This is a genomic window from Curtobacterium sp. MCBA15_004, assembly GCF_001865055.2.
GTDB lineage: Bacteria > Actinomycetota > Actinomycetes > Actinomycetales > Microbacteriaceae > Curtobacterium.
The window spans coordinates 310,935-337,029 of the sequence record NZ_CP126266.1 but is presented as its reverse complement, the minus strand read 5'-3'; the positions used below and the strand labels follow the sequence as shown (position 1 = coordinate 337,029).

General features: G+C 72.2%; 28 protein-coding genes. 11 read left to right on the top strand and 17 right to left on the bottom strand.

Going from position 1 to position 26,095, the window contains the following annotated elements; all coding sequences use genetic code 11:
- Positions 1 to 65: 65 nt before the first annotated feature.
- From QOL16_RS01665 to QOL16_RS01655, 3 genes are read right to left on the bottom strand one after another with little or no spacing between them, the layout of a single operon-like run.
- Positions 66 to 1,016, bottom strand: coding sequence for a carbohydrate ABC transporter permease (locus QOL16_RS01665; RefSeq protein WP_253181579.1), 951 nt, complete (start codon positions 1,014 to 1,016; stop codon positions 66 to 68).
- Complete coding sequence (locus QOL16_RS01660) at positions 1,013 to 1,957, bottom strand: carbohydrate ABC transporter permease (protein WP_071282910.1); 945 nt, start codon at positions 1,955 to 1,957, stop codon at positions 1,013 to 1,015. Before QOL16_RS01660 ends, QOL16_RS01665 begins: the two co-directional genes overlap by 4 nt.
- Positions 1,954 to 3,993: a beta-galactosidase gene (locus tag QOL16_RS01655; protein ID WP_071282908.1), complete on the bottom strand. Its 2,040-nt coding sequence runs from the start codon at positions 3,991 to 3,993 to the stop codon at positions 1,954 to 1,956. Before QOL16_RS01655 ends, QOL16_RS01660 begins: the two co-directional genes overlap by 4 nt.
- A gap of 539 nt (positions 3,994 to 4,532) precedes the next feature.
- Between QOL16_RS01655 and QOL16_RS01650 the strand changes: the two genes are divergently transcribed.
- Positions 4,533 to 5,555 (top strand): LacI family DNA-binding transcriptional regulator, encoded by a 1,023-nt coding sequence (locus QOL16_RS01650; protein ID WP_065961019.1) that lies wholly within the window; start codon positions 4,533 to 4,535, stop codon positions 5,553 to 5,555.
- 59 nt (positions 5,556 to 5,614) lie between these two features.
- Here the strand turns inward: QOL16_RS01650 and QOL16_RS01645 are convergent, their stop codons facing one another.
- Both QOL16_RS01645 and QOL16_RS01640 read right to left on the bottom strand, forming a co-directional pair.
- Positions 5,615 to 5,875 (bottom strand): hypothetical protein, encoded by a 261-nt coding sequence (locus QOL16_RS01645; RefSeq protein WP_071282906.1) that lies wholly within the window; start codon positions 5,873 to 5,875, stop codon positions 5,615 to 5,617.
- A 212-nt stretch (positions 5,876 to 6,087) separates the two neighbouring features.
- Complete coding sequence (locus tag QOL16_RS01640; RefSeq protein ID WP_071282903.1) at positions 6,088 to 6,729, bottom strand: hypothetical protein; 642 nt, start codon at positions 6,727 to 6,729, stop codon at positions 6,088 to 6,090.
- A gap of 160 nt (positions 6,730 to 6,889) precedes the next feature.
- Between QOL16_RS01640 and QOL16_RS01635 the strand changes: the two genes are divergently transcribed.
- Together QOL16_RS01635 and glgX are read left to right on the top strand one after the other, a co-directional pair.
- Positions 6,890 to 7,165 carry a DUF4190 domain-containing protein gene (locus QOL16_RS01635; RefSeq protein ID WP_071246548.1) on the top strand — a complete coding sequence of 92 codons (276 nt, stop codon included), beginning with the start codon at positions 6,890 to 6,892 and terminating at the stop codon, positions 7,163 to 7,165.
- A gap of 130 nt (positions 7,166 to 7,295) precedes the next feature.
- Positions 7,296 to 9,314 (top strand): glycogen debranching protein GlgX, encoded by a 2,019-nt coding sequence (glgX, locus tag QOL16_RS01630; protein ID WP_254780173.1) that lies wholly within the window; start codon positions 7,296 to 7,298, stop codon positions 9,312 to 9,314.
- A 226-nt stretch (positions 9,315 to 9,540) separates the two neighbouring features.
- On the opposite strand, the gene QOL16_RS01625 is transcribed toward glgX, so the two are convergent.
- From QOL16_RS01625 to QOL16_RS01600, 6 genes are all read right to left on the bottom strand, one after another.
- Positions 9,541 to 11,310 (bottom strand): CBM35 domain-containing protein, encoded by a 1,770-nt coding sequence (locus tag QOL16_RS01625; protein WP_083394926.1) that lies wholly within the window; start codon positions 11,308 to 11,310, stop codon positions 9,541 to 9,543.
- A 46-nt stretch (positions 11,311 to 11,356) separates the two neighbouring features.
- Complete coding sequence (locus tag QOL16_RS01620) at positions 11,357 to 11,578, bottom strand: LacI family DNA-binding transcriptional regulator (RefSeq protein WP_065961007.1); 222 nt, start codon at positions 11,576 to 11,578, stop codon at positions 11,357 to 11,359.
- A 209-nt stretch (positions 11,579 to 11,787) separates the two neighbouring features.
- Entirely contained in the window at positions 11,788 to 13,692 is a 1,905-nt protein-coding gene (locus QOL16_RS01615; protein WP_071282898.1) for a glycoside hydrolase family 127 protein, read from the bottom strand.
- A 32-nt stretch (positions 13,693 to 13,724) separates the two neighbouring features.
- A complete protein-coding gene (locus QOL16_RS01610; RefSeq protein ID WP_065961079.1) occupies positions 13,725 to 14,486 on the bottom strand; it encodes a carbohydrate ABC transporter permease in 762 nt (253 codons plus the stop codon).
- A 133-nt stretch (positions 14,487 to 14,619) separates the two neighbouring features.
- Positions 14,620 to 15,591: a carbohydrate ABC transporter permease gene (locus QOL16_RS01605; RefSeq protein ID WP_065961004.1), complete on the bottom strand. Its 972-nt coding sequence runs from the start codon at positions 15,589 to 15,591 to the stop codon at positions 14,620 to 14,622.
- A gap of 81 nt (positions 15,592 to 15,672) precedes the next feature.
- The gene (locus QOL16_RS01600; RefSeq protein ID WP_071283196.1) at positions 15,673 to 16,917 is read right to left on the bottom strand and encodes an extracellular solute-binding protein; all 1,245 of its coding nucleotides are present in this window, start codon (positions 16,915 to 16,917) and stop codon (positions 15,673 to 15,675) included.
- Between the two features lie 169 nt (positions 16,918 to 17,086).
- On the opposite strand from QOL16_RS01600, the gene QOL16_RS01595 reads away from it, so the two are divergent.
- The 4 genes from QOL16_RS01595 (at position 17,087) to QOL16_RS01580 (ending at position 20,310) form a co-directional block, all read left to right on the top strand.
- The gene (locus tag QOL16_RS01595; protein ID WP_071282896.1) at positions 17,087 to 18,142 is read left to right on the top strand and encodes a LacI family DNA-binding transcriptional regulator; all 1,056 of its coding nucleotides are present in this window, start codon (positions 17,087 to 17,089) and stop codon (positions 18,140 to 18,142) included.
- A 317-nt stretch (positions 18,143 to 18,459) separates the two neighbouring features.
- Positions 18,460 to 18,798: an SH3 domain-containing protein gene (locus tag QOL16_RS01590; RefSeq protein ID WP_071246555.1), complete on the top strand. Its 339-nt coding sequence runs from the start codon at positions 18,460 to 18,462 to the stop codon at positions 18,796 to 18,798.
- Positions 18,799 to 18,877: 79 nt separating this feature from the next.
- Complete coding sequence (locus QOL16_RS01585; RefSeq protein WP_083394923.1) at positions 18,878 to 19,822, top strand: GNAT family N-acetyltransferase; 945 nt, start codon at positions 18,878 to 18,880, stop codon at positions 19,820 to 19,822.
- 98 nt (positions 19,823 to 19,920) lie between these two features.
- Positions 19,921 to 20,310 carry a hypothetical protein gene (locus tag QOL16_RS01580; protein WP_139266341.1) on the top strand — a complete coding sequence of 130 codons (390 nt, stop codon included), beginning with the start codon at positions 19,921 to 19,923 and terminating at the stop codon, positions 20,308 to 20,310.
- Between the two features lie 123 nt (positions 20,311 to 20,433).
- Here QOL16_RS01580 and QOL16_RS01575 read toward each other — a convergent pair whose 3' ends face one another.
- From QOL16_RS01575 to QOL16_RS01555, 5 genes are all read right to left on the bottom strand, one after another.
- Positions 20,434 to 20,733, bottom strand: a complete 300-nt coding sequence (locus tag QOL16_RS01575) for a hypothetical protein (protein ID WP_139197411.1) — start codon at positions 20,731 to 20,733, stop codon at positions 20,434 to 20,436.
- Entirely contained in the window at positions 20,730 to 21,737 is a 1,008-nt protein-coding gene (locus QOL16_RS01570; protein ID WP_139266340.1) for a hypothetical protein, read from the bottom strand. Before QOL16_RS01570 ends, QOL16_RS01575 begins: the two co-directional genes overlap by 4 nt.
- A gap of 196 nt (positions 21,738 to 21,933) precedes the next feature.
- Positions 21,934 to 22,116: a hypothetical protein gene (locus QOL16_RS01565; protein WP_071282890.1), complete on the bottom strand. Its 183-nt coding sequence runs from the start codon at positions 22,114 to 22,116 to the stop codon at positions 21,934 to 21,936.
- Between the two features lie 68 nt (positions 22,117 to 22,184).
- Positions 22,185 to 22,823: a hypothetical protein gene (locus QOL16_RS01560; protein ID WP_071282888.1), complete on the bottom strand. Its 639-nt coding sequence runs from the start codon at positions 22,821 to 22,823 to the stop codon at positions 22,185 to 22,187.
- Positions 22,813 to 23,094: a hypothetical protein gene (locus tag QOL16_RS01555; RefSeq protein ID WP_065960978.1), complete on the bottom strand. Its 282-nt coding sequence runs from the start codon at positions 23,092 to 23,094 to the stop codon at positions 22,813 to 22,815. The genes QOL16_RS01560 and QOL16_RS01555 overlap by 11 nt, the downstream gene beginning before the upstream one ends.
- Before the next feature lie 137 nt (positions 23,095 to 23,231).
- Between QOL16_RS01555 and QOL16_RS01550 the strand changes: the two genes are divergently transcribed.
- The 4 genes from QOL16_RS01550 (at position 23,232) to QOL16_RS01535 (ending at position 24,916) form a co-directional block, all read left to right on the top strand.
- Positions 23,232 to 23,789 carry an RNA polymerase sigma factor gene (locus tag QOL16_RS01550; protein WP_065960975.1) on the top strand — a complete coding sequence of 186 codons (558 nt, stop codon included), beginning with the start codon at positions 23,232 to 23,234 and terminating at the stop codon, positions 23,787 to 23,789.
- Positions 23,786 to 24,364, top strand: coding sequence for an Asp23/Gls24 family envelope stress response protein (locus QOL16_RS01545; RefSeq protein ID WP_065961076.1), 579 nt, complete (start codon positions 23,786 to 23,788; stop codon positions 24,362 to 24,364). Before QOL16_RS01550 ends, QOL16_RS01545 begins: the two co-directional genes overlap by 4 nt.
- 10 nt (positions 24,365 to 24,374) lie before the next feature.
- Positions 24,375 to 24,704, top strand: coding sequence for a hypothetical protein (locus tag QOL16_RS01540; protein WP_071246567.1), 330 nt, complete (start codon positions 24,375 to 24,377; stop codon positions 24,702 to 24,704).
- A gap of 83 nt (positions 24,705 to 24,787) precedes the next feature.
- Positions 24,788 to 24,916 (top strand): hypothetical protein, encoded by a 129-nt coding sequence (locus tag QOL16_RS01535; RefSeq protein ID WP_290439172.1) that lies wholly within the window; start codon positions 24,788 to 24,790, stop codon positions 24,914 to 24,916.
- 111 nt (positions 24,917 to 25,027) lie between these two features.
- Here QOL16_RS01535 and QOL16_RS01530 read toward each other — a convergent pair whose 3' ends face one another.
- Positions 25,028 to 25,942, bottom strand: a complete 915-nt coding sequence (locus QOL16_RS01530; RefSeq protein WP_071246634.1) for a carbohydrate kinase — start codon at positions 25,940 to 25,942, stop codon at positions 25,028 to 25,030.
- Between the last annotated feature and the right edge of the window lie 153 nt (positions 25,943 to 26,095).

The window sequence follows — 26,095 nt, the reverse complement described above, 5'->3', positions numbered from 1 at the left end:
TGCCCCGGGCCAGCGGCGGGGGCCGGGGGCCGGGGCCGGGGGCCGGGGCCGGGGGCCGGTTCGGGCTACTTCAGGCCGCCGGCGCCGAGGCCGGACCGCCAGAAGCGCTGCAGGGAGAGGAAGGCGACGAGCAGCGGGATGATCGAGACGAACGACCCGATGAGCACGAGCGTGCGCAGGTCCGGGTACTGGTTCACGCTCGAGTTCCACGTGTAGAGGCCGAGGGTGACCGGGAACAGCGACGTGTCCCGGAGCATCACGAGCGGCAGGAAGAAGTTGTTCCACACGGCGACGAACTGGAACAGGAAGATCGTCACGAGCGCGGGCGACATGAGCCGCACCGCCACGGTGAAGAACGTCCGGATCTCGCCCGACCCGTCGATGCGCGCGGCCTCGATGATCTCGTCCGGGACGCTCGACGCCGCGAACAGCCGGGACAGGTACACGCCGAACGGGCTGACGATGCTCGGCAGGAACACCGACCAGAACGTGTCGGTCAGGTCGACCTGGCTGAAGATGAGGAACAGCGGCAGGGCCAGCGCGGTCGCCGGCACGAGCACGCCGCCGAGGAACACGTTGAACAGGGCCTCGCGGCCGCGGAACCGGTACTTCGCGAGGGCGTAGCCGCACATCGCCGACAGCACGGTCCCGAGCAGTCCGGCGACCCCGGCGTACGCGATGCTGTTGGCCATCCAGCGCAGGTAGACGCCGTCCTGCCGGGTGAACAGCTCGACGAGGTTGCCGAGGAAGTCCTGCACCGAGGTCGCGCTGAACCACAGCGAGAACGTCGTGTTGAAGTTCGCGGCCGTCTTGGTCGACGACACCAGCAGCCAGAAGATCGGCAGCAGGAAGTACAGGGTGAAGACGCCCATCACGAGCATCGCGGCGCTGCGCGAGATGACGCTCTCGCGGGGACCGCGCGCTCCGCGCTGGTGCGGACGGGAGGCGCGGTTCGGCTCGAGCGGTCGGCCCGCGTCGGCGACGAGGTCGCGTCGGGAGGGTGCGTTGACGGTCATTCGGCGGCCTTTCGCTGGGTCAGTCGGAGGAACCCGATCGACAGGACGAACGTGGCGAGGGCGAGGACGACCGAGAACGCCGCCGCGAGGTTGAAGTTCGGCACCGACGAGGTCGAGTAGACGAGCATGTTCGGGGTGAACGTCGACGTGATCGTCGAGGTGAACTGGCGGAACACGGTCGGCTCGGTCAGGAGCTGCAGGGTCCCGATCACCGAGAACACGGCGGTGAGGATGATCGCCGGGACCACCATCGGGATCTTGATCGACAGGGCGATGCGCAGCTGGGACGCGCCGTCGAGCTTCGCCGCCTCGTAGATCTCGGTCGGGATCGCCAGGAGCGACGAGTAGATGATGAGCATGTTGTAGCCGACGTAGACCCAGGTCACGACGTTGGCGACCGCCCAGAGCACGGTGCTCGCCGAGAGCAGGTCGACGTTCGAGGTCAGGAACGAGAACGGCGACAGGTCGGGGGCGTAGAGGTAGCCCCACATGATCGCGGCGATGACGCCCGGCACCGCGTACGGCGCGAAGAACGCCAGGCGGAAGAACCGCTTGCCGCGCAGCAGCGGGGAGTCGAGCAGCAGGGCGAACAGCAGCGCGAGCCCGAGCATCACCGGGACCTGCACGACACCGAACAGCAGCACGCGGAGGACCGAACCCCAGAACTCGGTGTCCTGGAACACGAGCACGTACTGGCTCAGGCCGCCGAACACCTGCGTCGGGGCGCCGAACGTGCCCTGGCGCTCGATCTTCTGCAGCGACTCCCACACGGCGTAGAGGATCGGTGCCAGGTAGAACGCGGCGAAGAGCACCGCGAAGGGGAGCACGAAGATCGCGATCGCGCCGCGGTACCGCGAGCTCCCGCCGGTTCGACGCCGACGCTCGGTCGACCCGCCTGGGGTCGGCCGGGCCGCGCGGCGCGACTGGGTGGTGGTGGTCATGAGCGGGCTCCGGGGGTGTGCTCGGTACGGATGATCTGGGTGCCGCCCGGGGCGACGACGGTGGTGCCGTCGACCGGCCGGTCGGCGACGAGCTCGTGGCCCGCCACGGTGTGCGCGACCTCGCGGTCGGAGTGGTTGAGCAGGAAGACCCACTCGTGCCGGTCGTCGCGGCGACGGACGACCTCGAGGCCGGGCTCGGCCTGCGGGTCGGGGGCGACGCCGGCCTCCGCGGTGACCCGGCGGAGCAGTTCGGCCCGCGCGGCGTCCTCGAGCACGGTGGACACGTACCAGGCGCTGCCCGCTCCGTGCGTGTTGCGGGTGACGGCGGGGGAACCGGCGAGGGGGCCCTCGGCGTAGGACGTCACCGTCTCGGCGCCGCGCAGCGCCACGGGCTCCGACCAGGTGCTCGCCCGGGTGCCGTCCGACAGCGCCAGGGTCTGCCCGGCGGCGAGCGGGCGGAACTCCTCGACGCGGACGCCGAGCAGGTCGCGGAACGCCCCGGGGTACCCGCCGGTACGAGCCCGGTCGGTCTCGTCGACGATGCCGCTGAAGAACGTCACGACGACGTGTCCGCCGCGCTCGACGTGCTCGGCGATCGCGGCGGCGTGCTCGTCACGCACGAGGTAGAGCTCGGGGACGACCACGACGCCGTAGCCGCCGAGCGGCGCACCCGGCGCGACGACGTCGACGGTGAGCCCGAGGTCGGTCAGCGAGGCGTGGAACGCGTGGACCTGCTCGAGGTAGCGGAGCGCGGTGGTGGGGTGCGCCTCCGTGTCGGCGGCCCACTGGACCTCCCAGCTGAAGACGACCGCGACGTCGGCGACGACGCGGGAACCGCGGAGTTCACCGAGGCGCTCCACGACGGCGCCGAGCGCGACGACGTCGCGCCAGACCTGCGAGTCGGTCCCGGCGTGCGGGAGCAGTGCCGAGTGGAACTTCTCGCTCCCCTGCACCGACTGGCGCCACTGGAAGAAGCAGACGCCGTCGGCCCCGCGGGCGATGTGCGTCGCGGTGTCGCGGAGCATCTGCCCCGGGTCCTTCGCGACGTTGTGCGGCTGCCAGTTCACCGCGCCGGTCGAGTGCTCCATGAGCAGCCAGGGGCCGCCCTTCGCGAGACCGCGCGTGGTGTCCGCGGCGAACGCGAGCTCGGCGTGCGGGCGGGGCAGGCGGTGGTCGAGGTAGTGGTCGTTCGCGATGACGTCCATGTCGTCGGCCCAGGACCAGTAGTCGAGCGCCGTGATGTGCGCGGCGACCATGAAGTTCGTCGTCACGGGCTTGTCGCTCAGCTCGCGCAGGACCGCGGCCTCGGCACGGTGGTGGGCGAGGAGTTCGTCGGACGAGAACCGGTCGAAGTCGAGCGTCTGCCCGGGGTTCGTGAACGAGAGGGTCGCGCGGGGCGGCAGGACCTGCTCCCAGGCGGAGTAGCGCTGGCTCCAGAACGAGGTGCCCCACGCGGCGTTGAGGGCGTCGAGCGTGCCGTAGCGGTTCCGGAGCCAGTCGCGGAAGGCGTCGGCGGAGACGTCGCAGAAGCAGTGTGCGTTGTGGCAGCCGAGCTCGTTCGACACGTGCCAGAGCTGCACCGCGGGGTGGTCGCCGTAGCGCTCGGCGGTGGCGCGGACCAGGGCGAGGGCGTGCTCGCGGTAGACCGGGGAGCTCGGGCAGAACGCCTGGCGGCCACCGGGCCAGCGGGTGGTGCCGTCGGCGACCACCGGCAGGACCTCGGGGTGGGCGGTCGTGAGCCACGGTGGGGTCGAGGCGGTGCCGGTGCCGAGGTCGACGCCGATGCCCGCGCCGTGCAGCAGCTCGATCACGCGGTCGAGGGCGGCGAAGTCGTACGCGCCCTGGTGCGGCTCGACGTGCGACCAGCCGAAGATGTTGATCGCGACGAGGTTCACGCCGGCCTCGCGCATCAGGCGGACGTCCTCGACCCAGACCTCGGGGTCCCACTGCTCGGGGTTGTAGTCGCAGCCGAACGCGAGTCCGGTCGAGCCGAGCCCGAGCGCCGTGGTGGCGGGTGCCGGGAGGGTGGTGGTCACGGTGGTCCTCGCTGGTCGTGGCGGTCTGCGCCGTCCGGTCGCGATGGACCCCTTCGACGGCGAAGGTACTGCTGTGTGGGAGCGCTCCCAGACTGCGCCGACCGATCGGGATCGGAGGGTTCTGGGAGCGCTCCCAGAGTGAACACCAGATCGCGGTGGCTGTCAACACGGCACCGCTCGGAGCCGGCCGGGCGCGGTGCTGCGCCGCCACGCCGTGGTGCGAGTTGCTCCCGCACAACCGGGAGCACGTCGCGCCACGGCGAACCACGGCGCGAGGTGCTTCCGGTTGTGCGCAGGGCGCTCAGGCAGGGCGCGGGGCGCGGAGCCGCGGGACCCCCGCTCCGCACGGCACCACACGGCGCCACCCCGCGGTGCGGGGTGCTCCCGCACAACCGGAAGCACGTCGCGCCACGGCGAACCACGGCGCGAGGTGCTTCCGGTTGTGCGCAGGGCACCGAGGCAGGGCGTGGCGCAGGCCCCGGCCGGGGCCCCGGCGGCCCCGCACCCGGCCGCGCCGCGCGCGCCGATACGCTTGCGGGATGACCGACGTCCGAGCCGCGCGCTCCCGTGCGACGATCCAGGACGTCGCGGACGAGGCCGGGCTCTCCCGCGGCACCGTCTCCCGGGTCCTCAACGACGAGCCCTACGTCTCCGCCGAGGCACGCGAGGCCGTCCAGGCAGCCGTCCGCCGGGTGGGCTACGTCCGCAGTGCCGCGGCCCGCAGCCTGGTCACCCGTCGCTCCGGTGCGGTCGCGCTCATCGTGCACGAGCCGAGCGTCCAGGTGCTCGACGACCCGAACATCGGCAACATCCTCATCGGCACGAACGCCGTCCTGTCCGAGGCCGACCAGCAGCTCGTCACGATCATGGTCGACTCGGCCCGGGACAACGAGCGCGTGGTCGAGTACCTGCGCGGCGGGTTCGTCGACGGCGCGATCGTGCTCTCCGCCCGCGACGGCGACCCCGTGACCCGGGCGATCGAGGAGATCGGGCTGCCCGCGTGCTTCGTCGGGCACCCGTCCGACGCCGCGAACACCTCGTACATCGCGATCGACAACCGCGCCGCCGCCGAGGCCATCACCCGACGCCTGGTCGACACCGGCCGACGGCGCATCGGCATGCTCGCGTCCGGCCTCGACCGCGACTCCGGGCAGGACCGCCTGGAGGGCTTCACCGCCGCCCTCGGCGACCGCTTCGACCCCGACCTGGTCGCACGCAATCCCCTGTTCAGCTACACCGCCGGGGTCGAGGGCATGCGCGAGCTACTCGACCGCGCGCCCGACGTCGACGGCGTGTTCGCAGCATCGGACGCCGTGGCCGCCGGGGCGATGGACGTCCTGCAGCGCGCCGGTCGCTCGGTCCCCGGAGACGTCGGCGTGGTCGGCTTCGACGACAGCGCCTGGGCCCTCCGCTGCGACCCGCCGCTGTCGACCGTGCGCCAGCCGGCCCGCACCCTGGGCGAGCACGCCGCACGCCAGGTGCTCGAGCAGATCGCCGGGACCGACGACGGACCGCGGGGCCTGATCCTGCCGACCGAGGTCGTCTGGCGCGCGAGCGCGTAGCCCCGCGAACGGCCGGTCACCGCCAGGTCGGCGCGAGCGGGCAGCCCCGACGCCGCCGGTCACCGCCAGGTCCGCGCGACCACCCACCCGTCCCCCTCGGGCACGATGTCGACGACGACCGCGTCCCGGTCCGCGCTCACCTGGAACCGCCACCCCACGGTCCGCTCGGGCGCGTGCGTCATCGCGGAGGGCAGGAACTCGGCCGTCGCGGTCAGCCGCGTCGGGCTGTCGCTCACCCGCCAGCGCCGCTCGCGCCACACCATCCGGTCCGGCACACCGCGCTCCCACCACACCGTGGCGACCTCGTGCGTCAGCATCATCTCGACCTCCCGTTCGAACGTGTGTTCGAATGGTACGCGACGGCGCGGACATCGGCACCCGTCGGCGTGCCCCGGACAGGACGGCGGACGGGAGGCCCGTGGCGGCGCCGCCACGGGCCTCCCGTCCGCCCCCTCGTCGCGCCGTCAGCCGCCCTGCGCGACCCGGGACGCGCTCACCGGAACAGGCCGACGACGCGCGTCGTCGGACGCGGTCAGGGCCGCCGCGAGACCGGGGCGTCCGGCGGGCCGGACGACGAACGACCCCGCCGGGTGCGGGGCACGAGCATCGCCCCGCCCACCGTCACGGCCAGCGGGAGCAGCACCGCGAGCACGCCCTCCACCTGCCACAGGACCGGACGCGCGTCGAGGGCGGCGTCGAAGACCGCACGGGCGAGGATGCCGACCAGACCGAGGCCGACGATGGCCGCCGCGGGGGCCACGAGCAGGAGCCAGGCGACCGGCGGAGCGCGGTGCACCAGCAGCCACGCGGCGAGGAGCGCGGCGCAGCCGAGGCTCCCGCCGACGAGCCAGGCCACCCCGTCGAGGAACAGGCCGACCACCAGGACCGTGCTCGCGAGGGTCGCGAGACCGAGCGCCACCGCACGTCCCACCGCGTCGGTCGGCACCCGCGACAGCGCCACGAGCACGAGCACGAGCGGCACCACGAACCCGAGGACGCCCATCACGACCTCGCCGGTGCGGAGCTGCAGCTCGCTCGTCACGACGAAGAAGACCCGCTGCAGCACCGCCGCGAGGAGCACGGACAGCACGGCACCGGCCAGGAGCAGCCGGGCCTCGTCCGTCCGGCGCGCAGGACGGGGCGGCGCCGAGCGTGCGCGGAGGGAGTCGGTCATGGCGGGAACCTACCGCGAGATCGCTCCTCCGACCGGCGGACCCCGGGTTCGTCCGCACGGTGGACCCCGGTCATCCGCCCGAGGCTCACCCCGGCGACGACTCAAGGACGAGGCTCGGAGGACAGGGGCGGGACGCCCGCCCACGACGAGAGGAACGACCGTGACCGACCACGCCCATCCCCTGCCCACCGACCCGTACGCCCCCGTGCCGCGCGTCGACCGGACGAGTTCGCTCGCGATCGCGGGCTTCGTCCTCGCGTTCGTCGCGAACGTCGTCGGGCTCGTCGTCTCGATCGTCGCCCTCGTGCGTATCCACCGGACGGGCGAGCACGGCCGCGGCCTCGCGATCGCCGGCATCGCCGTCGGGGGTGCCTGGATCGCCCTGTTCGCGGTCGCCCTGCTCGCACACGCGCTCGTCGTCACCGTCGGGCACTGACTCGTCGTCACCGTCGGGCACTGACGCGTCGTCACGGTCGGCCACTGAACCGGCCCCTCGGAGGAGCAGCGCGGGCCCCGGGGTACGCCGGTCGCGCGGGAGCACAGTCGCCCACCACTAGAAGGGCATGATGACCACTTCCTCCCGTACCCCGCTCGGCGTCACGCTCGTCGACGGCGGCGCCAACGTCGCGCTCTTCTCCAGCACCGCAGAGCGGGTGGAGTTCTGCCAGTTCGACGAGGACGGCACCGAGCACCGCACCGAGCTGCGGAACCGCACCGGGTACACCTTCCACGACGTGGTCCCCGACGTGGCGGTCGGCACCCGCTACGGCTTCCGCGTGCACGGCGCGTGGGACCCGGCGAACGGCCTGCGCCACAACGCCGCCAAGCTCCTGCTCGACCCCTACGCCACCGCGATCGACGGCGAGTACACGTGGGGCCAGGCGCTCTTCGGGCACGACATGGAGTCGCCCGAGCAGATCGACGAGACCGACTCGGCAAGCGCCATGCCGAAGTCCGTCGTCGCCGACCGCGACTTCGACTGGGACGGCGACACGCAGCTCCGCACCCCGTACGCCGACACCGTCGTCTACGAGGTGCACGTGAAGGGCTTCACGAAGCAGCACCCCGACGTCCCCGAGGAGATCCGCGGCACCTACGCGGGCCTCGCGCACCCGGCGGCGATCAAGCACCTGACCGACCTCGGCGTCACCGCCGTCGAGCTGCTGCCGACGCACCAGTTCGTGCAGGACTCCACCCTCGCCGACAAGGGCCTCCGCAACTACTGGGGCTACAACTCCATCGGCTTCTTCGCCCCGCACGACGAGTACGCGTCCTCGGGCACGGCCGGCCAGCAGGTCGCCGAGTTCAAGGAGATGGTCAAGGCCCTGCACGCCGCCGGGCTCGAGGTCATCATGGACGTCGTCTACAACCACACCGCCGAGGGCAACCACATGGGCCCGACGCTGTCCTTCAAGGGCATCGACAACGCCTCGTACTACCGCCTGGTCGAGGGCGACGAGGCGAACTACTTCGACACCACCGGCACGGGCAACAGCCTCAACGTGTCGCACCCGTCGGCGCTCGGGCTCATCACCGACTCGCTCCGCTACTGGGTCGAGGAGATGCACGTCGACGGCTTCCGCTTCGACCTCGCCACGACGCTGACCCGCCAGGACGGCGAGGCCGAGAAGCACTCCGCGTTCCTCGACATCATCCACCAGGACCCGGTGCTCCGCGAGGTCAAGATGATCGCCGAGCCGTGGGACACCGCGGGCTACCAGGTGGGCGGCTTCCCGGCCGACTGGTCCGAGTGGAACGGCAAGTACCGCGACGACCTGCGCGCGTTCTGGCGCGGCGACGAGGGCACCCTGGGCGACGCCGTCCAGCGCGTCCTCGGCTCGCCGGACGTGTACGAGGGCTCGCGCCGCTCCCCGCTCTGCTCGGTCGACTTCGTCACCGCGCACGACGGCTTCACGCTCGCCGACCTGACGATGTACGCCGAGAAGCACAACGAGGCGAACGGCGAGGACAACAACGACGGCGAGAGCAACAACACCTCGTTCAACGGCGGCATCGAGGGCCCGACCGACGACGGTGCGATGAACGACTACCGCGACCGCCAGCGCCGGAACTTCCTCGGCACGCTGCTGCTGTCGGCCGGCGTCCCGATGATCCTCGGCGGCGACGAGATCGCCCGTTCGCAGGGCGGCAACAACAACGCCTACTGCCAGGACGACGAGATCTCGTGGTTCGACTGGGCTGCCGCCGACCAGGACCTGCTCGCCTTCACGACGGCCGCGATCGCCTTCCGTGCCGCGCACTCGGCGCTCCGGCCGGAGTGGTACCGCACCGCGCCCGGCGACTCGGCGTCGACCGTCTCGGTGCTCCGCGCCGACGCGAACGGCTTCGAGGACGGCGACTGGGCCGACGGCGGCAACCGCGCGGTGATCCTCGTGCTCGCGCAGGGCGACGACACCGTGGCCGTGCTGCTGAACGCGTCCGAGACCACGGTGGAGTTCACGCTGCCGGAGAAGCCGGGCGGCGGTGCGTGGGAGCTCGGCCTGTCGAGCGACCACGACCAGGCCGTCGAGGAGGGCGCGACCACGCTGCTCGTCCGCGACGCGTCCTTCACGGCACTCGTCTGACCCGCAGAGCCGGCCGACGGACGGCGGCCCGGCCCGACAGCGGTCGCCGGACGGCGGCCGGCCCGACAGCGGTCGCCGGACGGCGGCCCGGCCCGACAGCGGTCGCCGGACGGCGGCCGGCCCGACGGTGGGCAGCCCCGTCGGACCGCCCACGGCCCGCGAGGTGACCGGATGACGGACAGGAGGCGCGGTGCCGACCGGCACCGCGCCTCCCGTCCGTCCGCCCCTACTGCAGGTGGATGCTGTCCAGCTCGGCGTAGCCCGTGCCGCCGGCGTAGTTCGGCGAACCCTTCGCGAGTCGGATCACGTCGTACCCGGCCCGGAGCTGCACCGTGACGTCGACGCTGCCGGTGGGGTTGCCCCAACCGGACGTGGTCGGCGGGTAGCTCACCGTCGAGAAGGCTCCGCCGTCGGAGGCGAGTCCCTGCGTGGCGGTCGCACCGGTGGCGTTCGCGTACTTGATGGTCATCGTGTACGACCTGGCGGTCGGCACGTCGACCAGGAAGTCCACGAAGCTGTCCGTCCGCGCGTCACCGTTCCCGTCGATGCGGCCGACGTACCCGACGTTCGACGCCGTGGACGAGGACAGCCGGCTCGCGTTGACGACGGTCGCGTTCTCCGCCTCGTAGGTCTGCTGGTACGTCGGCGTCCCGGACGTCGGGGTGATGAGCAGCTGGTACGCCGCGACGGCGTCCATGTTCGACACCGGGACCGAGATCGACCCGTTGACGACGGGGTAGGTCGTCGTCGACAGCAGGTTCGGCGCGGCCTGGTTCGTCGTGCGACCCGTGGTGTTCGTCGACGAGAGCTGCACCGAGACCTGGCTGCCGAGCCCGGCGAGCCCGTTCACCTTGACGGTGTTCGTGCCGCCGTCACCGCCGAAGACGACGTTCACCTGCTTCCGGCTCGCGTCGTACGAGGCGACGCCGTCGAGGTACGACTGGGGGACGGTCTGGACGACGTTGCCGGACTGGTCGCCGTACCACTTGTACGCCCAGTAGGACGCCGTCGGCAGGTTGTTGTACAGCAGCCCGTCCATCGTGCCGGCCTCGTACCAGTAGGCACGCTCGGCGTCGTGGATGCCGGCCCGCTCGAACGCGGCCATGTAGTGCACGCCGATGCTCGGCTCGTCGACCTGCCCGGGCGAGGCGTACTCGTTGATCGAGATCGGGATGTGCGGCAGCCCGAGGGAGTCCTCGATGCCGCGGAAGTCCGTGACGTGCGCCTGGACGTCCTGGTAGCTGAAGTCGCCCAGCTCGTGCCACACCGCGACGGAGGGCAGCGTGCCGGTGTTCTTCGCGTTCGTCATGAAGCCGAGCATGAAGTCGTGGCTGTAGCTGCTGGCGCCCGGTCCGATGATCGGCGTGAGGGTGTCGACCGCGCGGATGTCACGGTAGGTCCGCGTCCACATGTCGAGGTAGCTGCCGGCGTTCGGGTCGTTCTTCGTGCTGGCCGCCCAGTTCGCGTCCGGCTCGTTCCAGATCTCGTACCCGGCGATGTTGGTCGTGCTGGTCGCGTCCACGCGGGCCGAGATCATCGTCCCGATCTTCGACTCCCAGTCCGGCCAACTCACCCAGTTGTACGGGAAGGTGCTGAAGACGTCGGGCAGCCGGAGGTACTGCTGTCCGCCCGCGTCGGTGATCTTCCCGGCCACCTGGAGGCCGTCGCAGCAGGGGTGCGTGGCACCGTTGCCGAGCTGCTGCGTGCCGGGCGGCGGCTGCGTGAAGGTGTTCACGTGCAGCGGGTAGAGCTGGCTCAGCGGCGGGGTGCTGCCGGTGTCGACGCCGTACAGGCCACCGGCGGCGACGTGCGTGACGGGGCGGACGGTCGTGCCCACGTTCACCGTCAGGGTGTTGCCGTCGGCGTAGGCGGGCGCCGTGGACCCGAACCCGAAGGCCGCCGTCCCCGCGACCACGAGTGCGGAGAGGACCGCTGCGGCCCGTCGGGGTCGACCCCGACGGCGTCCGGGTCGGACCGGTGTTCGAAGATGCGTCATTGCTTCCTCCTCGTCGTGTTCCGGGTGGTCCCGGAACGCTGGTGGGTCACTCCGCCGCGTCGGCGGGGTGCTTGTGGAGCCGGCCGAGCCGCTCGGCCTCGGCGTTCCGCTCGTAGCCCAGGTACGCGATGACCGCGAGCACGCGGTGGCGGTTCGCCGGGCGCACGGTCTCCGGGCAGTTCAGGACGCGCGAGACCGTCTGGTGGGACACGCCCGCCACGAACGCGACGTCGTAGATGGTCGGCTTGTCGGTGCGGTCGAGCGTCATCGCTCCTCCTCTCGGTCCGCCCGGCAGGCGGTCGGGCGGACGGCCCGCCGGTCGGACGGTCGGCCCGCCGGTCAGGCGGTCTGTCCGCCCGGTAGGCGGTCTGTCCGCCCGGTAGGCGGTCTGTCCGCCCGGCAGGCGGTCTGTCCGCCCGGCAGGCGGTCGCCGTGGTGCGGACGGGAGGCGCGGTGCGGCTCCCGTCCGCGGCTCCCCTACCCGACGGGCAGGAAGACCCGCATGGTCGACGGTCCGCGGTTGCCCCACGTCGCGTAGGGGACGAGTCGGACCTCGCGCGGCTCGTCGGTCGCCACGGCGCCGTCGCCGTCCCCGTACGGCAGGCCGGTCGGCTCGGGCACCGCCACGGTGCGGACCGCGAGCCGGACGTCGTCCGCGCCGTGGTCGACGGGTTCGGCGCCCGCCGGGACGAGCAGGTCGCGGACGTCCGAGCCCGCGTCGATCGACTCGACCGCGTACACGAGCGGGCCGCGCTCGACCGCGACGGTGCCGCGGACCGCGTCGATGCGGGGGTCCGGGACCGTGGTGCGCGCCTGCACGGGGACGTCGAGGACGATCCGGTCGCCCGCGGCGAAGACCCGGCGTACGGTGACGGTGTCGCCCTCCACGGGCACCGCCTGGCCCGCCACGTCGAGCGTGGCACCCGAGGACCAGGACGGCACCCGCAGCCGGAGGGCGACGGGGGCGTCGCCGCCGACGGTGGCGACCACCTCCACCCGTCCGGAGCGTGGCCAGTCCGACCGGACCGAGAACGCCGCGCGGGTCCCGTCACCGAGCACGGTGTCGACCTCGAAGTCGCCGTACTGGTGCAGCTGCAAGCCGTCGTCGCTCACCGTGGCGAACACGGTCTGCACGCTCGCGAGCGTCCGGGACAGGTTCGTCGGGCAGCACGAGACCTCGAACCAGGGGGCACGGAGGCTCGACAGGGCGCGACGGCTGACCTCGTCCTCGGGCGGGACGGTCCCCTCGACCCGCTGGTGCATGGTGTTCGCGTAGAAGAAGGCGCGGCCGTCCTCGCGCGGGGCGACCATCACGGCGTTGTACAGCGTGCGTTCGATGAGGTCCGCGTACTTCGACTCGCCCGTCTCGAGCAGCAGCCGCCACGAGAGCATGTTCGAGGCGATCGCGGCGCAGGTCTCGCCGTACTCGCGGTCCGGCGGCAGCTCGAAGTCGGCCCCGAACGCCTCGTCCTGGTGGTGCGCGCCCATCGCACCGGTCAGGTAGGTGCGCTTCGCGACGGTGTTCGTCCACTGGGTCTCGACCGCCCGCAGGAGTCCGACGTCGCCGGTCTCGACCGCGACGTCGACCGCACCCGCGGCCAGGTAGAGAGCGCGGACGGCGTGCCCGCGCAGGACCTCGGCGTCGCGGACCGGGACGTCGTCCTGGAAGTACTCCTGGCCGTACTCGATCGGCGCGAGCAGGCCGTGGCCGCGGCGCTCGACGAACGTCCGCGCCAGCTCGACGTACCGGTGGTCGCCGGTCGCCCGGCCGAGCTCCACGAGGGCCGGCTCGATCTCCGGGTGCCCGCACACCGCCTCCCGTCCGCCCTCCCCGAACACGTCGACCAGGTGGTCTGCGACGCGGACCGCCACGTCGACGAGCCGTCCGCCGCCCGCGGTGCGCAGCCGCGCGACCGCGGCCTGCAGGAGGTGCCCCATCGAGTAGAGCTCGTGCCCCCACTCCAGGTCCGACCACCGGGGCCGCTGCCACGGACGGCCGAAGCTGGTGTGCAGGTAGCCGTCGGCGTCCTGCGCCCCCGCGACCCGCTCGACCAGCCGCTCGTACCGCGCGGCGAGGTCGTCGTCGGGCTGCACGCCGAGCTGCCAGGCCATCGCCTCGAGGAGCTTGTAGACCTCGGAGTCGACGAACTCGATCCCGGCGTGCTCGAACGGCTGCCCGGTGGCCGCGGCGTCGAAGTTCCCGGTCCAGCCGATCCGCTCCATCCAGGTCTCGCAGTGGCGGATCACGGTGTCGGCGTTCCGCTGCTGCCAGTCGGCCCAGTAGCCGCCGGTCAGGCGCAGGTCACCGAGCGGGAGCGGTCGGAGCGCACCCGTGGACGGGACGACGGGCCCGGCCGGGACGGTGGTGTGGGTGATGGTCACGATGTCCTCCTCGGACGTGGGGAACGGGTGCGTCAGTCCTTGACCGCGCCGGCGGTGACACCGGCGGCGACGTAGCGCTGGGCGAGGACGAGGAGCACCGCGGCGGGGATCGACGCGACCACGGCGGTGGCCATGATCGAGTTCCACTCCTGGTTGTTGTTGCCGATGTAGGCGTAGATGCCGAGCGTGATGGGCTTCGCGTCGCCACCGCCGTCGAGCGTGTTGGCGAACAGGAAGTCGGACCAGGCCCAGAGGAAGCTGAAGAGCGACACCGTCACGACCGAGTTCCGGCTCACCGGCATCACGACGGCGGTGAAGGTGCGCCAGGTGCTCGCCCCGTCGATCCGGGCGGCGTTGAGCAGCTCGTCCGGGATCCCACGCATGAACGCGGTGAAGATGAGCACGCCGAAGGGCACCGCGATCGTCGAGTCGGCGAGGATCAGCCCCCACACGGTGTCGAGGATCCCGAGCTGCACGTAGATCGTGTAGAAGCCCATCGCCATGATGATCGCGGGGATCATCTGCGCGATGAGGAGCACGAAGCTCATCGCTCCCCCGCCCCGCGGCCGGAGCTTGGCGAGGGAGTACGCCGCCGGTGCCGACAGCACGAGGGTGAGGACGACGGTGCCGAGCCCGACGAGCAGGCTCGTGCCGAGGAACGGCAGCTGCTGGCCGAGCACCGTGCTGTAGCCGTGCAGGGTGCCGTCGATCGGGATGAGGTTCGGCGGGCTCTTCCGCATGTCCTGGTCGCGGGTGAGCGAGACGTTCACCATCCAGTAGACGGGGAACAGCATCACCGCCGTGAAGACGACGCCGAGCACGGTCCGCCACCACCGCTTCGCAGCGGGCCCGGTCGCGGTGGCGCCCTGCCGTCCGCCGCGGGCGTTCCGGGTCGTGACGGCTCGGGTGACGGTCGTGGTGGCCATCTCACACCTCCAGGCGGCGCTGCACGCGCGCGTAGACGAGTCCGACGACCAGGGCGATGACGATGAGCACGTTCCCCACGGTCGCGGCGGAGCTGAAGTCGGGCAGCAGCGAGCCGAAGCCCAGCTGGTAGGACCAGATCGCGAGCGTCGTGGACGAGCCCGACGGGCCGCCCTTCGTCATGATCCAGATGATGTCGAACACCTTGAGCGTGTAGACGAAGCCGAGCAGCAGGGTGATCGCCGTGACCGGGCGGAGCAGCGGGAAGGTGATCCGCCAGAAGCGCTGCCAGCCGTTCGCGCCGTCGAGGGATGCCGCCTCGTACAGCTCGCCCGGGATGCCCTGCAGCCCGGAGTACATGATCACGAGGTTGAACGGGATGCCGATCCAGATGTTCGCGACGAGCACGGCGAACAGGGACCAGGTCGGCGAGGTCAGCCAGTTGATCTGCCCGATGCCGACCGACTCGAGGAAGGCGTTCACGATCCCGGAGTCGCTGTTCATCATCCAGGACCAGGTGCTGGCCGACACGAGCAGCGGCAGGAGCCACGGCACGAGGAACAGCGCCCGGAGGAGTCCGGACAGCGGGAAGTGGTTGTGGAAGAACACCGCGAGGGCGAGTCCGAGTGCGAACTGCACGAGGATCGACACGAGGACGAAGACCGTGGTGTTCCAGATCGCCGGGGCGAAGGTCGCACTCGAGAACACCGAGACGAAGTTCTGCAGGCCGACGAACGGGGCGTTGCCGGAGACGAACGACGTCACCGTGTAGTGCCGGAGGCTCAGCTCGACGTTCTTGTAGAGCGGGTACGCGTAGAAGAGCAGCAGGTAGAGGGCCACCGGGGCGAGGAACGCCCAGGCCGTGAGCTGTGCTCTCCGCTGCGCGTGGGCGCGGCGGGCCCGGGCCGAGGCAGGGGTGCCCTCGGCCCGGGGACGCGCAGCCGACGGTCGCAGTGACGTCGTGTCGGTCGTCATGGTCGTGTCGACTTCCGTTTCCGTGGTGGTGCGGTGGGTGGTGTCCGCGTGGTGCGGTCGTGCGGTCGGGCGGTCGGGCGCCTACTTGGTGAGCTTCGCGTCGACCGCCTGCTGGGCCGCCTGCAGCGCGTCGGACGGCGATGCGGAACCGGACTCGGCCTTCTGCACCGCGGTCCAGAGCTGCTCCGAGATGACCGGGTACTTCACGCCGAGGTCGTCGCCGGTGCGTGCCCGCGCGGCCTTGACCGCGTCGACCCAGGTGGACAGGTCCTTGTTCGCGGCGAGCTGCTGCTGCTGCAGGCTGGACGACGCGGCGATGTAGTTGAGCGTGTTGTCGGTCTTCACGACGTTGTCGCCCGACGACAGGCACGAGACGATCTTCTTCGTCGTCGCGTAGCGGGCGTCGTCCTTCTGCACCGGGACCGTGAAGAACTCGCCACCGGTCGGCACCGGCGCGGCGCCGCCGTCCTTCGCCGGGATCGTGATGACGCCGGCGCCCATCTGCTTCGCCGCGTCCTTCTGCCAGGTGCCGTTCTCGCCGAACGCGAAGTCACCGGACTGGAACTCCTGCCAGCTGGTGGTCTGGGTGTTCTGGATCACCGAGTTCGGCGCGTAGCCCTTGTCGATCCAGTCCTTCCACAGGTTCAGCGCGGATTCGGCCTTCGACGAGTCGAGCTTGGTCAGGTCGGCGTCGGCGCCCCAGAACCACGGGAGGAACTGGAACGAGCCCTCCTCGGTGTTGATCCCGGAGAAGGTGATGCCCTTCTTGCCGGCGGCCTTCACCTTCGCGAGGGCCGCGGTCAGCGAGTCCCAGTCCTTGATCATGGAGACGTCGACCCCGGCGGCCTCGAGCACCTTCGGGTTGTAGTACAGCGCCAGGGTGTTCGCGCCGATCGGGACGCCGTACGTCTTGCCGTCGATGACGCCCGCGCCGAGGATGTTCTTGGAGATCGACCCGGTCTGCAGGCCGTTCGTCCCGGTGTCGGTCAGGATCCCGGCCTGGGCCAGGGTCGAGACGACGGGGTTGTCGACGAGCAGGACGTCGGGCGACTTGCCCTGCTGGCCGGCGAGCAGCGCCTTGTTCGTCAGGTCGGAGGTGTCGTAGCCGGTGCGCTTGACGGTGACACCGGCGTCGGTGCCGCACTTCGCGACGAGCTTGCCCCACGCGGAGGACGCGTCGTACTGGGGGTACGGGTCCCAGAACGTGTAGGTGCCCTTCGCGGCGTCCGACGAGCCGGAGGACTGGGCCGAACAGCCGGTGAGACCGGCGACGACGCTGGCTGCTGCCACCAGCGCGCCGATGCGGATTGCGGTCTTGGTGCGCATGATCACGGGTTCCTCTCTGAATGCGACGTGATCGCAGGTTCGGGTCCGGCAACGGTCCCCTCGGCGACGCTGCCTCGCCGTCGAGGGAACCGAAACCGGTTTCGGGAGGAATCTACGATCCGCCCTACCGAGGTGTCAAGGAAATTCGTAAACTAGTTTCGGAGGCACCATGAGCGACGACGACAGCGGCACCGACACCACGGCGACGACCGTCACCCTGGCCGACGTGGCACGGGCAGCGGGGGTCTCCGTCGCGACCGCGTCCAAGGCGCTGAACGGGAAGGCGCACGTCAGCGCGCGGGCACGCGAGGCCGTGACGGCCGCGGCGTCCGCCCTCGCGTTCGTCCCGAACCCGTTCGCCCGAGCCCTGAACCGTGCGCCCACCAACACCATCGGCATGCTCACGAGCGACCTCGACAACCGGTTCGTCCTGCCGATCCTGCTCGGGGCGGAGGACGCGTTCGGTGCCGGGTCGCTGAGCGTCCTGCTCGCGGACGCGCGGGACAGCGTGCTCCGCGAGCAGCTCCAGCTGCAGTCCCTGCTCACCAGGCGGGTCGACGGCGTCCTGGTCGTCGGCCGCACCACGAACCCCCGCCCGCCGATGCAGTCGAAGCCGAACGTCCCCGTCGTCTACGTCTACGCGCCGTCGACCGACGACCAGGACCTGTCGTTCGAGCCGGACAACGAGCTCGCCGGGCGCCTGGCCGTCGACCACCTCGTCGCCGTCGGTCGCCGACGCATCGCGATCGTCAACGGCGAGGACACCTACGCCGCCGCCCGGGACCGCCTCCGGGGGGCAGCCGCCGCGACCGAGGACCACGGACTCGAACTCGTCGGCACCCCGGGTCTGGTGTTCGGCAGCTGGAACGAAGCGTGGGGACGCCAGGCGACCGTCCGGCTCCTCGAGGCGCACCCCGACGTCGACGCGATCGTCGCCGGCAGCGACCACATCGCCCGCGGGGTCATGGACGCCGTCCGCGAGTCGGGGCGGCGGATCCCGGACGACGTGGCGGTCGTCGGCTTCGACAACTGGGACATCCTGGTCGAGGGCGCCCGCCCGCACCTGACCAGCGTGGACATGAACCTGCAGGAACTCGGACGCCTGGCCGCCGAGGCCCTCGTCGACACCATCGACGGGAACGTCCGGCGCGGCCGGGTCCGCAACCCGGTGCAGCTGGTGGTGCGGGGGTCGAGCGCTCCCGCGCGGGAGCCGGGCGCGGACTGACCCCGGGCGACGCTCCGGCGTCGGGGTCGATCCGGTGGGAGCCCGGTCTGCACCCCCGTCGGACGGACGCACGCGCGCACGACCGCGGGCGGTCCGCCAGGCCGCCCGGGGCGGCGGCCACGATCGGCCGACCCCGTCGGCCGGCTACGCTCCGTGGCCGGCCCGCCCCGTCGGGCCGGCCACGGCCGTCGACGCGACCGGTCGACGGACGGGAGGCGCGGTGCGGGCCGGAACCGCGCCTCCTGTCCGTCACGTCCCGCGCCACGGCGCCCGCCCGCTCCGCCGCGCCCGTCCCGGCTGGTGGCAGGATCGGTGCCGTGCGACACGTGTTGACCGCTGACCACGCAATCCCGGCACGGGCCCCGCTGGTGGTGCGGCCCGGCGAGGTCGTCCAGGTCGGGGACCGGGACACCGAGTGGCCCGCGTTCGTGTTCGTGACCACAGCACACGGAACGGGATGGGTGCCGGCGCGGCACATCGACGTCGACGGCCCGTCGGGCGTCGTGCGGGTCGGGTACGACACCACGGAGCTCCCCGCCGAGGCCGGCGAGGTCGTCGAGGTCGTCGAGGACGACCCGGAGAGCGGTTGGGCCTGGTGCCGGAACGCGGACGGCCGTGCGGGGTGGATCCCGCACCGTGTGCTCGCTCCCCGGTGAGGGGTCCGCACCTCCGGGCGCGCAGCGGCCGCCTGCCGGCCCTGGTGGATCGGCGGCCGACGCGGCAGGCTCGTGGTCGATGACCCCCACCACACCGCCGACCCGGATCCGACGTGCGACGCCCGACGACGTCCCCGCCCTGACCCGGTGGACCAGCGACGACCCCGTGGCACGGATCGACGCCGACCGCCTCACCGCGGAACTCCGCACGGGCAACTACCGGCCGGAGTGGTCCTGGCTCGCGGAACAGCACGGGCGGCCCGTCGGCCGAGCGCTCTGGTGGGGCCGGTCCGACGGAGACCGCCCCGTCACCCTGGACTGCCTCAGCACCAGCACAGGAGGCCCGGCGGCGGTCGAGATCGGTGCCGCGTTGGTCCGCGCGGGACTGGACGCCTTCGGTGCCGGCGCGCCGCTCGAGTTCATCGTCGACGCCGCCCCGACCTGGGCGAGCGATCCGGCAGCGGTGGAGGCGGTCCGGTGGCGTCACGAAGCCGCACATCTCGGCGGTTTCACCCGGACCACCGAACGCGTCAGCTTCGCGCGCACCGCGACGGATGCGAAGCCGCCGCGCCCGACCCGCCTGCGGTTCGCCCCCGCGGACGACGAGACCTTCCGGGCGCTGTTCGCCGCCGTCGCGACCGGCTCCCTCGACGCGCACACGAACGACGTGGTCGCCCGCGACGGGATCGACGCACTCGCCGACGACGACCTCGACTTCTACCGCTCACTGCCCGGCGACCGGCAGGCCTGGCGGACCGCGCACCTCCCTGACGGGACGACGGTGGGGTTCATCATCCCCACCAGGACGGCGTACGACGCGAGCATCAGCTACCTCGGCGTGGTCCCCGAGCACCGTGGACACGGGTACGTCCACGACCTGCTCGCGGAGATGACCCACGTCCACCACGACGACGGTCAGGCCCGGGTCGTCGGCACGACCGACGCGGCCAACACCCCCATGCGGGCGGCGTTCGAGCGCGCAGGGTTCACCGTCACCCGTGTGCGCATCGTGCACGCGCAGTGACGGCGGTCACGGGTCGGCCGACGCGCCGCCAGGTGGCCCGGCCCGTCAGACGGGCCACGGTCACGGACCTGACCGCGTCGCTCGTGCAGGATGGCGGGATGCGGAAGCCGGTGCGTGAGCGTGACGAGTGGCTCGTCCGGGTCTTCGTCGACCACGGTGACAGCCCGGTCTGGTACCGCGGGCCCCGCGACCACGACGAGATGCACCTGTCGCCCGACCTCGATCGGGACCTCCGGGCGTTCGACGCCTGGTTCTCCGAGGCCGGAGATCCTCGGGACCCGTACGCGGTCCGTGCCGACGTCCGACGGGCCTTCGAGCGCGAGGGCGAACGGCTCGCGCAGGCGCTCGCGGTCGAGCTCGGGACACCGTTCACCGTGCAGGTGCTCCACCCCGGGCGGTCGGGGTCGCGCACCTACCGGTCGACGTCGCCCGCCACGAACGAGCGGGCCCACGAGGCGTTCGTCGCGATCCACGACGAGGACCGCTGAGGGCTACCGGCTACCGCGCGGCGGGACGGGAGGAACGCTGCCGGGTCAGCGCCATGTCGTCGAGTCGAGCGGATCGAGGTCTCGGGCAGCAGCACCGGAGCGGTGCTGCTGCCCGAGAGCCCGTCAGCGCTCAGAAGGGGATGTCGAGCCACTTCCACCTCGGCGACGCGCGGCTGCGACGACGACGCAGGCGACGAGTGCCACGATCCCGACGCCGAGGAGCCAGAGGCCGACCTGGAAGCCTCCGACGATGCCGTCGGGCGTGTACCCGGGTTCCACGCCGGTCGCTTCCTGCATGCGGTAGTCGACGCCCATCGCGACGAGGAACCCGATTGCCGTGAGCGCTCCGACTCCCGCTGCGGCAGCGGAAGCGATCATCCACTTCTTCATGCGCTTCTCTCCGATCGGTCGTGCAACGGTCACCAGTTGCAGCGGTGGGAGGCAACTCCTGCGACCCAGTTCGAGCGGTTCGCCCGGTACCGCTCGAGGTTGTAGTCCTGCGTGAACGGCAGCCCGTACACGCTCGCCGCGACGTGGCAGTTGTACTGCTGCTGCAGCGTGGCCTTGTTCGTGATCGCTGGCCACTTGGCCTTCCACTCATCCCAGCCCGCACCGCGGAACACGGCCTGTCCGGCTGCGTACCCGCCCACTCCGCCACCCCCGCTGAGGACCAGTGCGCCGGGACCGGTCACCCAGGCGCTGTAGCGGTGGTCGCCGTGGTAGGTGTCGCGCTTGAAGCTCTTGAAGAGCGTGATCCCGAGCCACGGGTCGGCGACGACCGGGTACTGGGTGCCCGGAGCATGCTCCACCACCTGCGTCAGGGTGTTGCCCTGCACCTCGTAGTGGGTTCCGATCGGCGCCCCCGTCGCGTCCTTCGCCCAAGCCGGTGCCACGGTGCCGGCGAAACCGCCGTCGCGATCGGAGATGATGACGACGCCGTCCTCGCGGATAGTCATCTGTCCACCGCTGGGGACCGACAGGTCGTAGTCGTACCGGGTGGGCGCGCTGGCATCGTCGATGATCGTGAGGATCTGCAGACTGCCGTCCTCTCGTGCGATCGGCGCGGTCGTCGACGAGTTCTGGTTGTCGAACGTCGTCAGTCCCCCGCCGACGTCCACGGCAGTTGCCGCCTGGTTCGCGAACGGCAGCGACACGGTGAGCTCGTGGTTCCCGGCCTGCAGGACGGCGCCGTCGCCGGCATCCTTCGGGACGGTGATGTCGACGCCGCTGGCGACGTACGTCGAGGCGTCACCGTCGGCACTGTCGGGCGACGCGACACCTTCCAGGACCTCCGGCGCGATCCCCTCGACAGCGGCCATCGCGTCGACCTGTTCGGTGTCGTCGGCGAACGCGACCGTGGACGTCCCCGCCATGGCGGCGACGCACAGCAGTCCGACCCCCGCGAGCCCGAAGGCTCTTCCCGTCAACAGCATTGATTCCCCCATCTGATGCGGCAGGGGCCCCTCGCCCCGGCACACACCCGAATCTATGAGAGCACTCAGGAATCACCCTCATCCGATCGGATGAGGTTCGCGCGCGGGCAGCTGGCCAGCAGGCCATCGAGCGTGCGTGCGCTCGTGATCGAGCGACGACGAGACCCGGGATGTGACCGCCGCGCTCGGCTCAGTCGCGGGTCGATCGCGTCGCGCGCACCGAGAGCCCCACGAACACCACCGCGACGAGCAGCGCCACGCCCGCGAGCGCCAGCAGCGGACCGGACCGGGACGCGTCCCACACGAACGCGAGGACCAGGCCGACGACGCCGAAGCCCGTCGCGACGAGACCGAGGGCGAGACCGTTGCGCACGACACCACGCTCGCGTGGATGCCGAGGTCCTGTCAACCCGGCTCCCGCGGAGCCCCGATGCGCCGACCTCAGTCGAGGAGCGCGCGCAGCCGCCGGATCGCACGGGCGTTGAACGGGGCGTCACCGTGGTACCCGCGCACCCCCGGCGGCCGACGACCGCTGAGCAGGTACCCGACGACCTGCGGCCCCGACATCCCGAGCGACCGGAGGTGTTCCACCGCCTCGCGCGCACGGCGCACCGACCGCTCGTCGGGCAGTCCTCCGCGGGTCGCGTCGAGGAGGCGGACGAACCCGTCCTCGACGGCATCGCCCACGTCGAGACCCTGGACCTCGCCGCTGTCCAGGTCGAGCGCTCCGACGAACTGCGCCCACCCGGAGAGCGGCTCAGCCGGGTCCTCGGCCACGACGACGACGCAGTCCGCTCCGAGCCGGAGGCCGGCGAGCAGCTCGTAACTCGGCCGGACCACCGCCACCGCGGTCCGGTCGGGGATCGCGGTGCGGGTCCGGAGGGTGCGGTGGGGCCAGGACGACAACAGGTCCGGCACGAGTGCCTTCTCGTTCGCGACGACCAGACCGCCGAGGTCGCGGTCCTGCCGGAGCTCGATCGCGGTCCGCGCCGCGCGGTCGACGCTGGACGGCCCCCACGGGACGAACAGCACTGCAGGGGGCGCGACGGTCACCGGCACCTCGTGGACCTCACTCGTCATCGGTCACTCCTGCCCGCGGACCGCGCATCGTCCGCGCGGCCCAGCCACGCAGCGCGCGTCCGGTCGCCGACTCGTTCCAGGAGGCGGTGCTGGCGCCGGACGCAGCGCGGTGCGACCCGCCGTGGCCGTCCGGCTCCCCGCAGCGCCAGCGGTCGAAGACGCTCGTGCAGAAGGCGACGACCGCCGCGTCGATGCCGGGTGCGGCGCCACCGGTCGGGGGCGCTGCCTGCGGGGTGGACCCGTCGGGTACGTCGTTCGTGTCGTGGTCCATCTCACCGTGAAGACGTGCGCACGAGGCGGAACGTCACAGATCCACGGGTGACACGCCGTTCGGGCGGCGCTCGACCGCGCGGTGCATGCTCGGAGGTCCGACCGGTCCGCGTCGGGACGGCCGAGCGACGGGTGGGGATGAGCGACGACGACCCGCTCGCGAGAGCCGCTGACGCGACGCTCGTGGTCCGCGCCGCGGACGGCGACGTCCTCGCCTTCGAGGTGCTCGCTCGACGGCACGGGCCGCTGATGCGGGTCTACGCCGAGCAGGTCCTCGCGTCGAACGTCGAGTCCGACGACGTCGTGCAGGAGTCCTTCCTCACCGCGTGGCGGAAGCTCTCCGAGCTCGAGGAGCCGGCACGCTTCCGCGCCTGGGTGCTGCAGATCACCACCCGGAAGGCCCTCGACCGGCTCCGCCGTCAGCGGCACCACGACGACGTCGACGAGGTCGCACACCCCGCCGATGCCGTCCGGACGCCGGAGCGTATCGTCGAGACACGGCAGCAGACCGACGCCCTGTGGGCAGCCCTCGACCGTCTGCCCACCGACCAGCGCCGGTGCTGGCTCCTGCGCGAGACCGCGGGCATGTCCTACCAGGAGATCGCCGAGGAACTCGAGCTGTCCCCCTCGACCGTGCGGGGGCTCCTGGCCCGTGCGCGACGGTTCCTCGCAGTGGAGATGGAGGGGTGGCGATGAGCGACGACGTGACCGTGCACGACGGCGACGACCTCGACGGCCACACGATCGAGGAGCTCGCGGAGTACCTCGACCGCGGTCGCACCCCCGTCGACCCGTCGATCGAGCGATCGGCCGGGTGCCGCCTCGCCCTGTCCAACCTGCAGCGACTCCGCGAGCTGTCGACGGACGCGCTGCTCCGTCGCGCCGACGACGACGCCGACCGCGAGACCGGGTGGATCGACCGGCTGCTCGACGCCATCCGCTCCGAGGTGCGCTCCGGCCGGGACGTCCCCGTCCCGCACCCCGACCCCCGACTCCGGCTCGCCGTGACCGAGGCGGCCGTCCGCGGCATCGTCCGGCGTGCCGGCGACGGGATGCGGACGGTCCTGATGGGCCGGTGCTCGCTCGACGGCGACATCGGCACGCCCGACGCCCCCGTCCGCGTCGACATCACCGCGGGCCTGCTCTACGGCGCCTCGGCCGACGAGACCGCCGACGAACTCCGCGCGGTCGTGCAGCGCGCCCTCGAACGCCACACCGCACTGCGGATCGAGTCGATCGACGTCCGCTTCGACGACGTCTTCCGGCCGTGAGGAGCACCCTGTGAACGACGACGAGCTCTCCCGGACCCTCACCACGGCCGTGCGCGGGGTCCCCGGCGTGGTCGCCGTGCACCCGCCGCGACCGATCGCACACGCGGCCGCCGAGATCGCGGCGGCGGCCTTCGCGCTCCACGAGCCGGACGCGGTCGTCGACGTCCAGCGACACGGCTCCGCGCTGCGGATCGTGACCGGCATCGCCGTCGCCGACGAGCGGCCCGCCACGGACACCGTCCGCGAGGTCGGCGAGCGCCTGCGCGACGTCGTCGACGGGCTCGGCGGCACGCGCGCCGACGTGATCGACGTCCGGGTGCGGCTCGTCGAGGGCGTCTAGACCGCCTTCCGGACACCAGCTCGACATCGTCGGCCCAGCGGGGCGCTCCGCCGTGGGGAGACCGACTGGTCTCCGCTCGTGACGTGTTCGGGAACGTGAACCTGGTCGTCACCGTCGTCGTGCTCGTCGCCGTGGTGGCGCTCGTCTCGTGGGGCGTGCAGTCGCTCGTCGCGCGTCGGCGTCGCTCGCTCGACACCCGCCGGGAGGATTGAGGTCCTCGGCGGTCGGGGCATCCGTGCGCTGCACCACGCCGCGGCCCGGCGCGCGGCCGTGGACAGCGAGCACGGCACGCTCGACGCGCCGGTGCAGCTCGCCCAGCCGGTCTAGACCGCCCGCTCCCCCAACGTCGCCGCGACGTCCGCCGCCAGCTCGTCCCGCGTGGGCGGGTCCGCGCCCGGCCGCGACACCGTGACCGCCGCGCACGCCAGCGCGAGGGCCGCGAGCCGCCCGAGCTCGTCCTCGTCGAGGTCGACCGGGGCCGTCCCCGTCGCGAGGACGCCGGCGAGCAGCCCGGACATGAACGAGTCGCCCGCACCGATGGTGTCCGCGACGTCGACCGTGGGCGCCGGCAGCGTGCGTCGCGCACGAGCGGTGGCGATCGCGCAGCCCGAGCCGCCGAGGGTCACGGCGGCGAGGCCGGCCCCGTGCTCGAGCAGGCCGTCGAGCACCGCGTCGACGTCCCGGTCCGGCCAGAGCCAGGCCGCGTCCTCGTCGCTGCACTTCACGACGTCGGCCTCGGCGAGCAGTGGCGCGAGGGTCGCGAGCACGCCGTCGCGGTCCGGCGTGATGGTCGGTCGCACGTTCGGGTCGACCGACACCAGGGCACCGGTCGGGCGGGAGCGGACGGCGTCGAGCACCACCTGCGCGCCCGGCTGCAGCACCGCGCCGATCGAACCGACGTGCACGAGCGGGGTGCCCGCGGGGACGTCGACGGCGTCGAGCCGCCAGTCGAGGTCGAACTCGTACGAGGCACCGCCGTCCTCGCCGATGGTCGCGACCGCCGTCGAGGTCCGGTCGATCGCGGTCGCGTCCACCTGCACGTCGCTCGCACCGACGTGGTCGCGGACGGACGCGCCGCGGGCGTCGTCGCCGAGGGCACAGACGAGCCGTGCGGGCCGGCCGAGCCGCGCGAGGCCGACGGCGACGTTCATCGGGCTGCCGCCCGGGTGCTCGACCCGCCCCTCGGGGCGGTCGACGACGTCGACCAGGGCTTCTCCGATGACGATGACGGTGTCCATGCCGCCCACCCTGGCAGAGTGCGCGCGGGTTCCGCAGCGTCCCACGGGGCGGACGGGAGGCACGGTGCGGGCCCGCCCCGCGCCTCCCGTCCGCGCCCGCGCGCGCGTCGCGTCGTCCGGGGCACGCGCTCACCAGGCTGCTGGCCGGTGCCC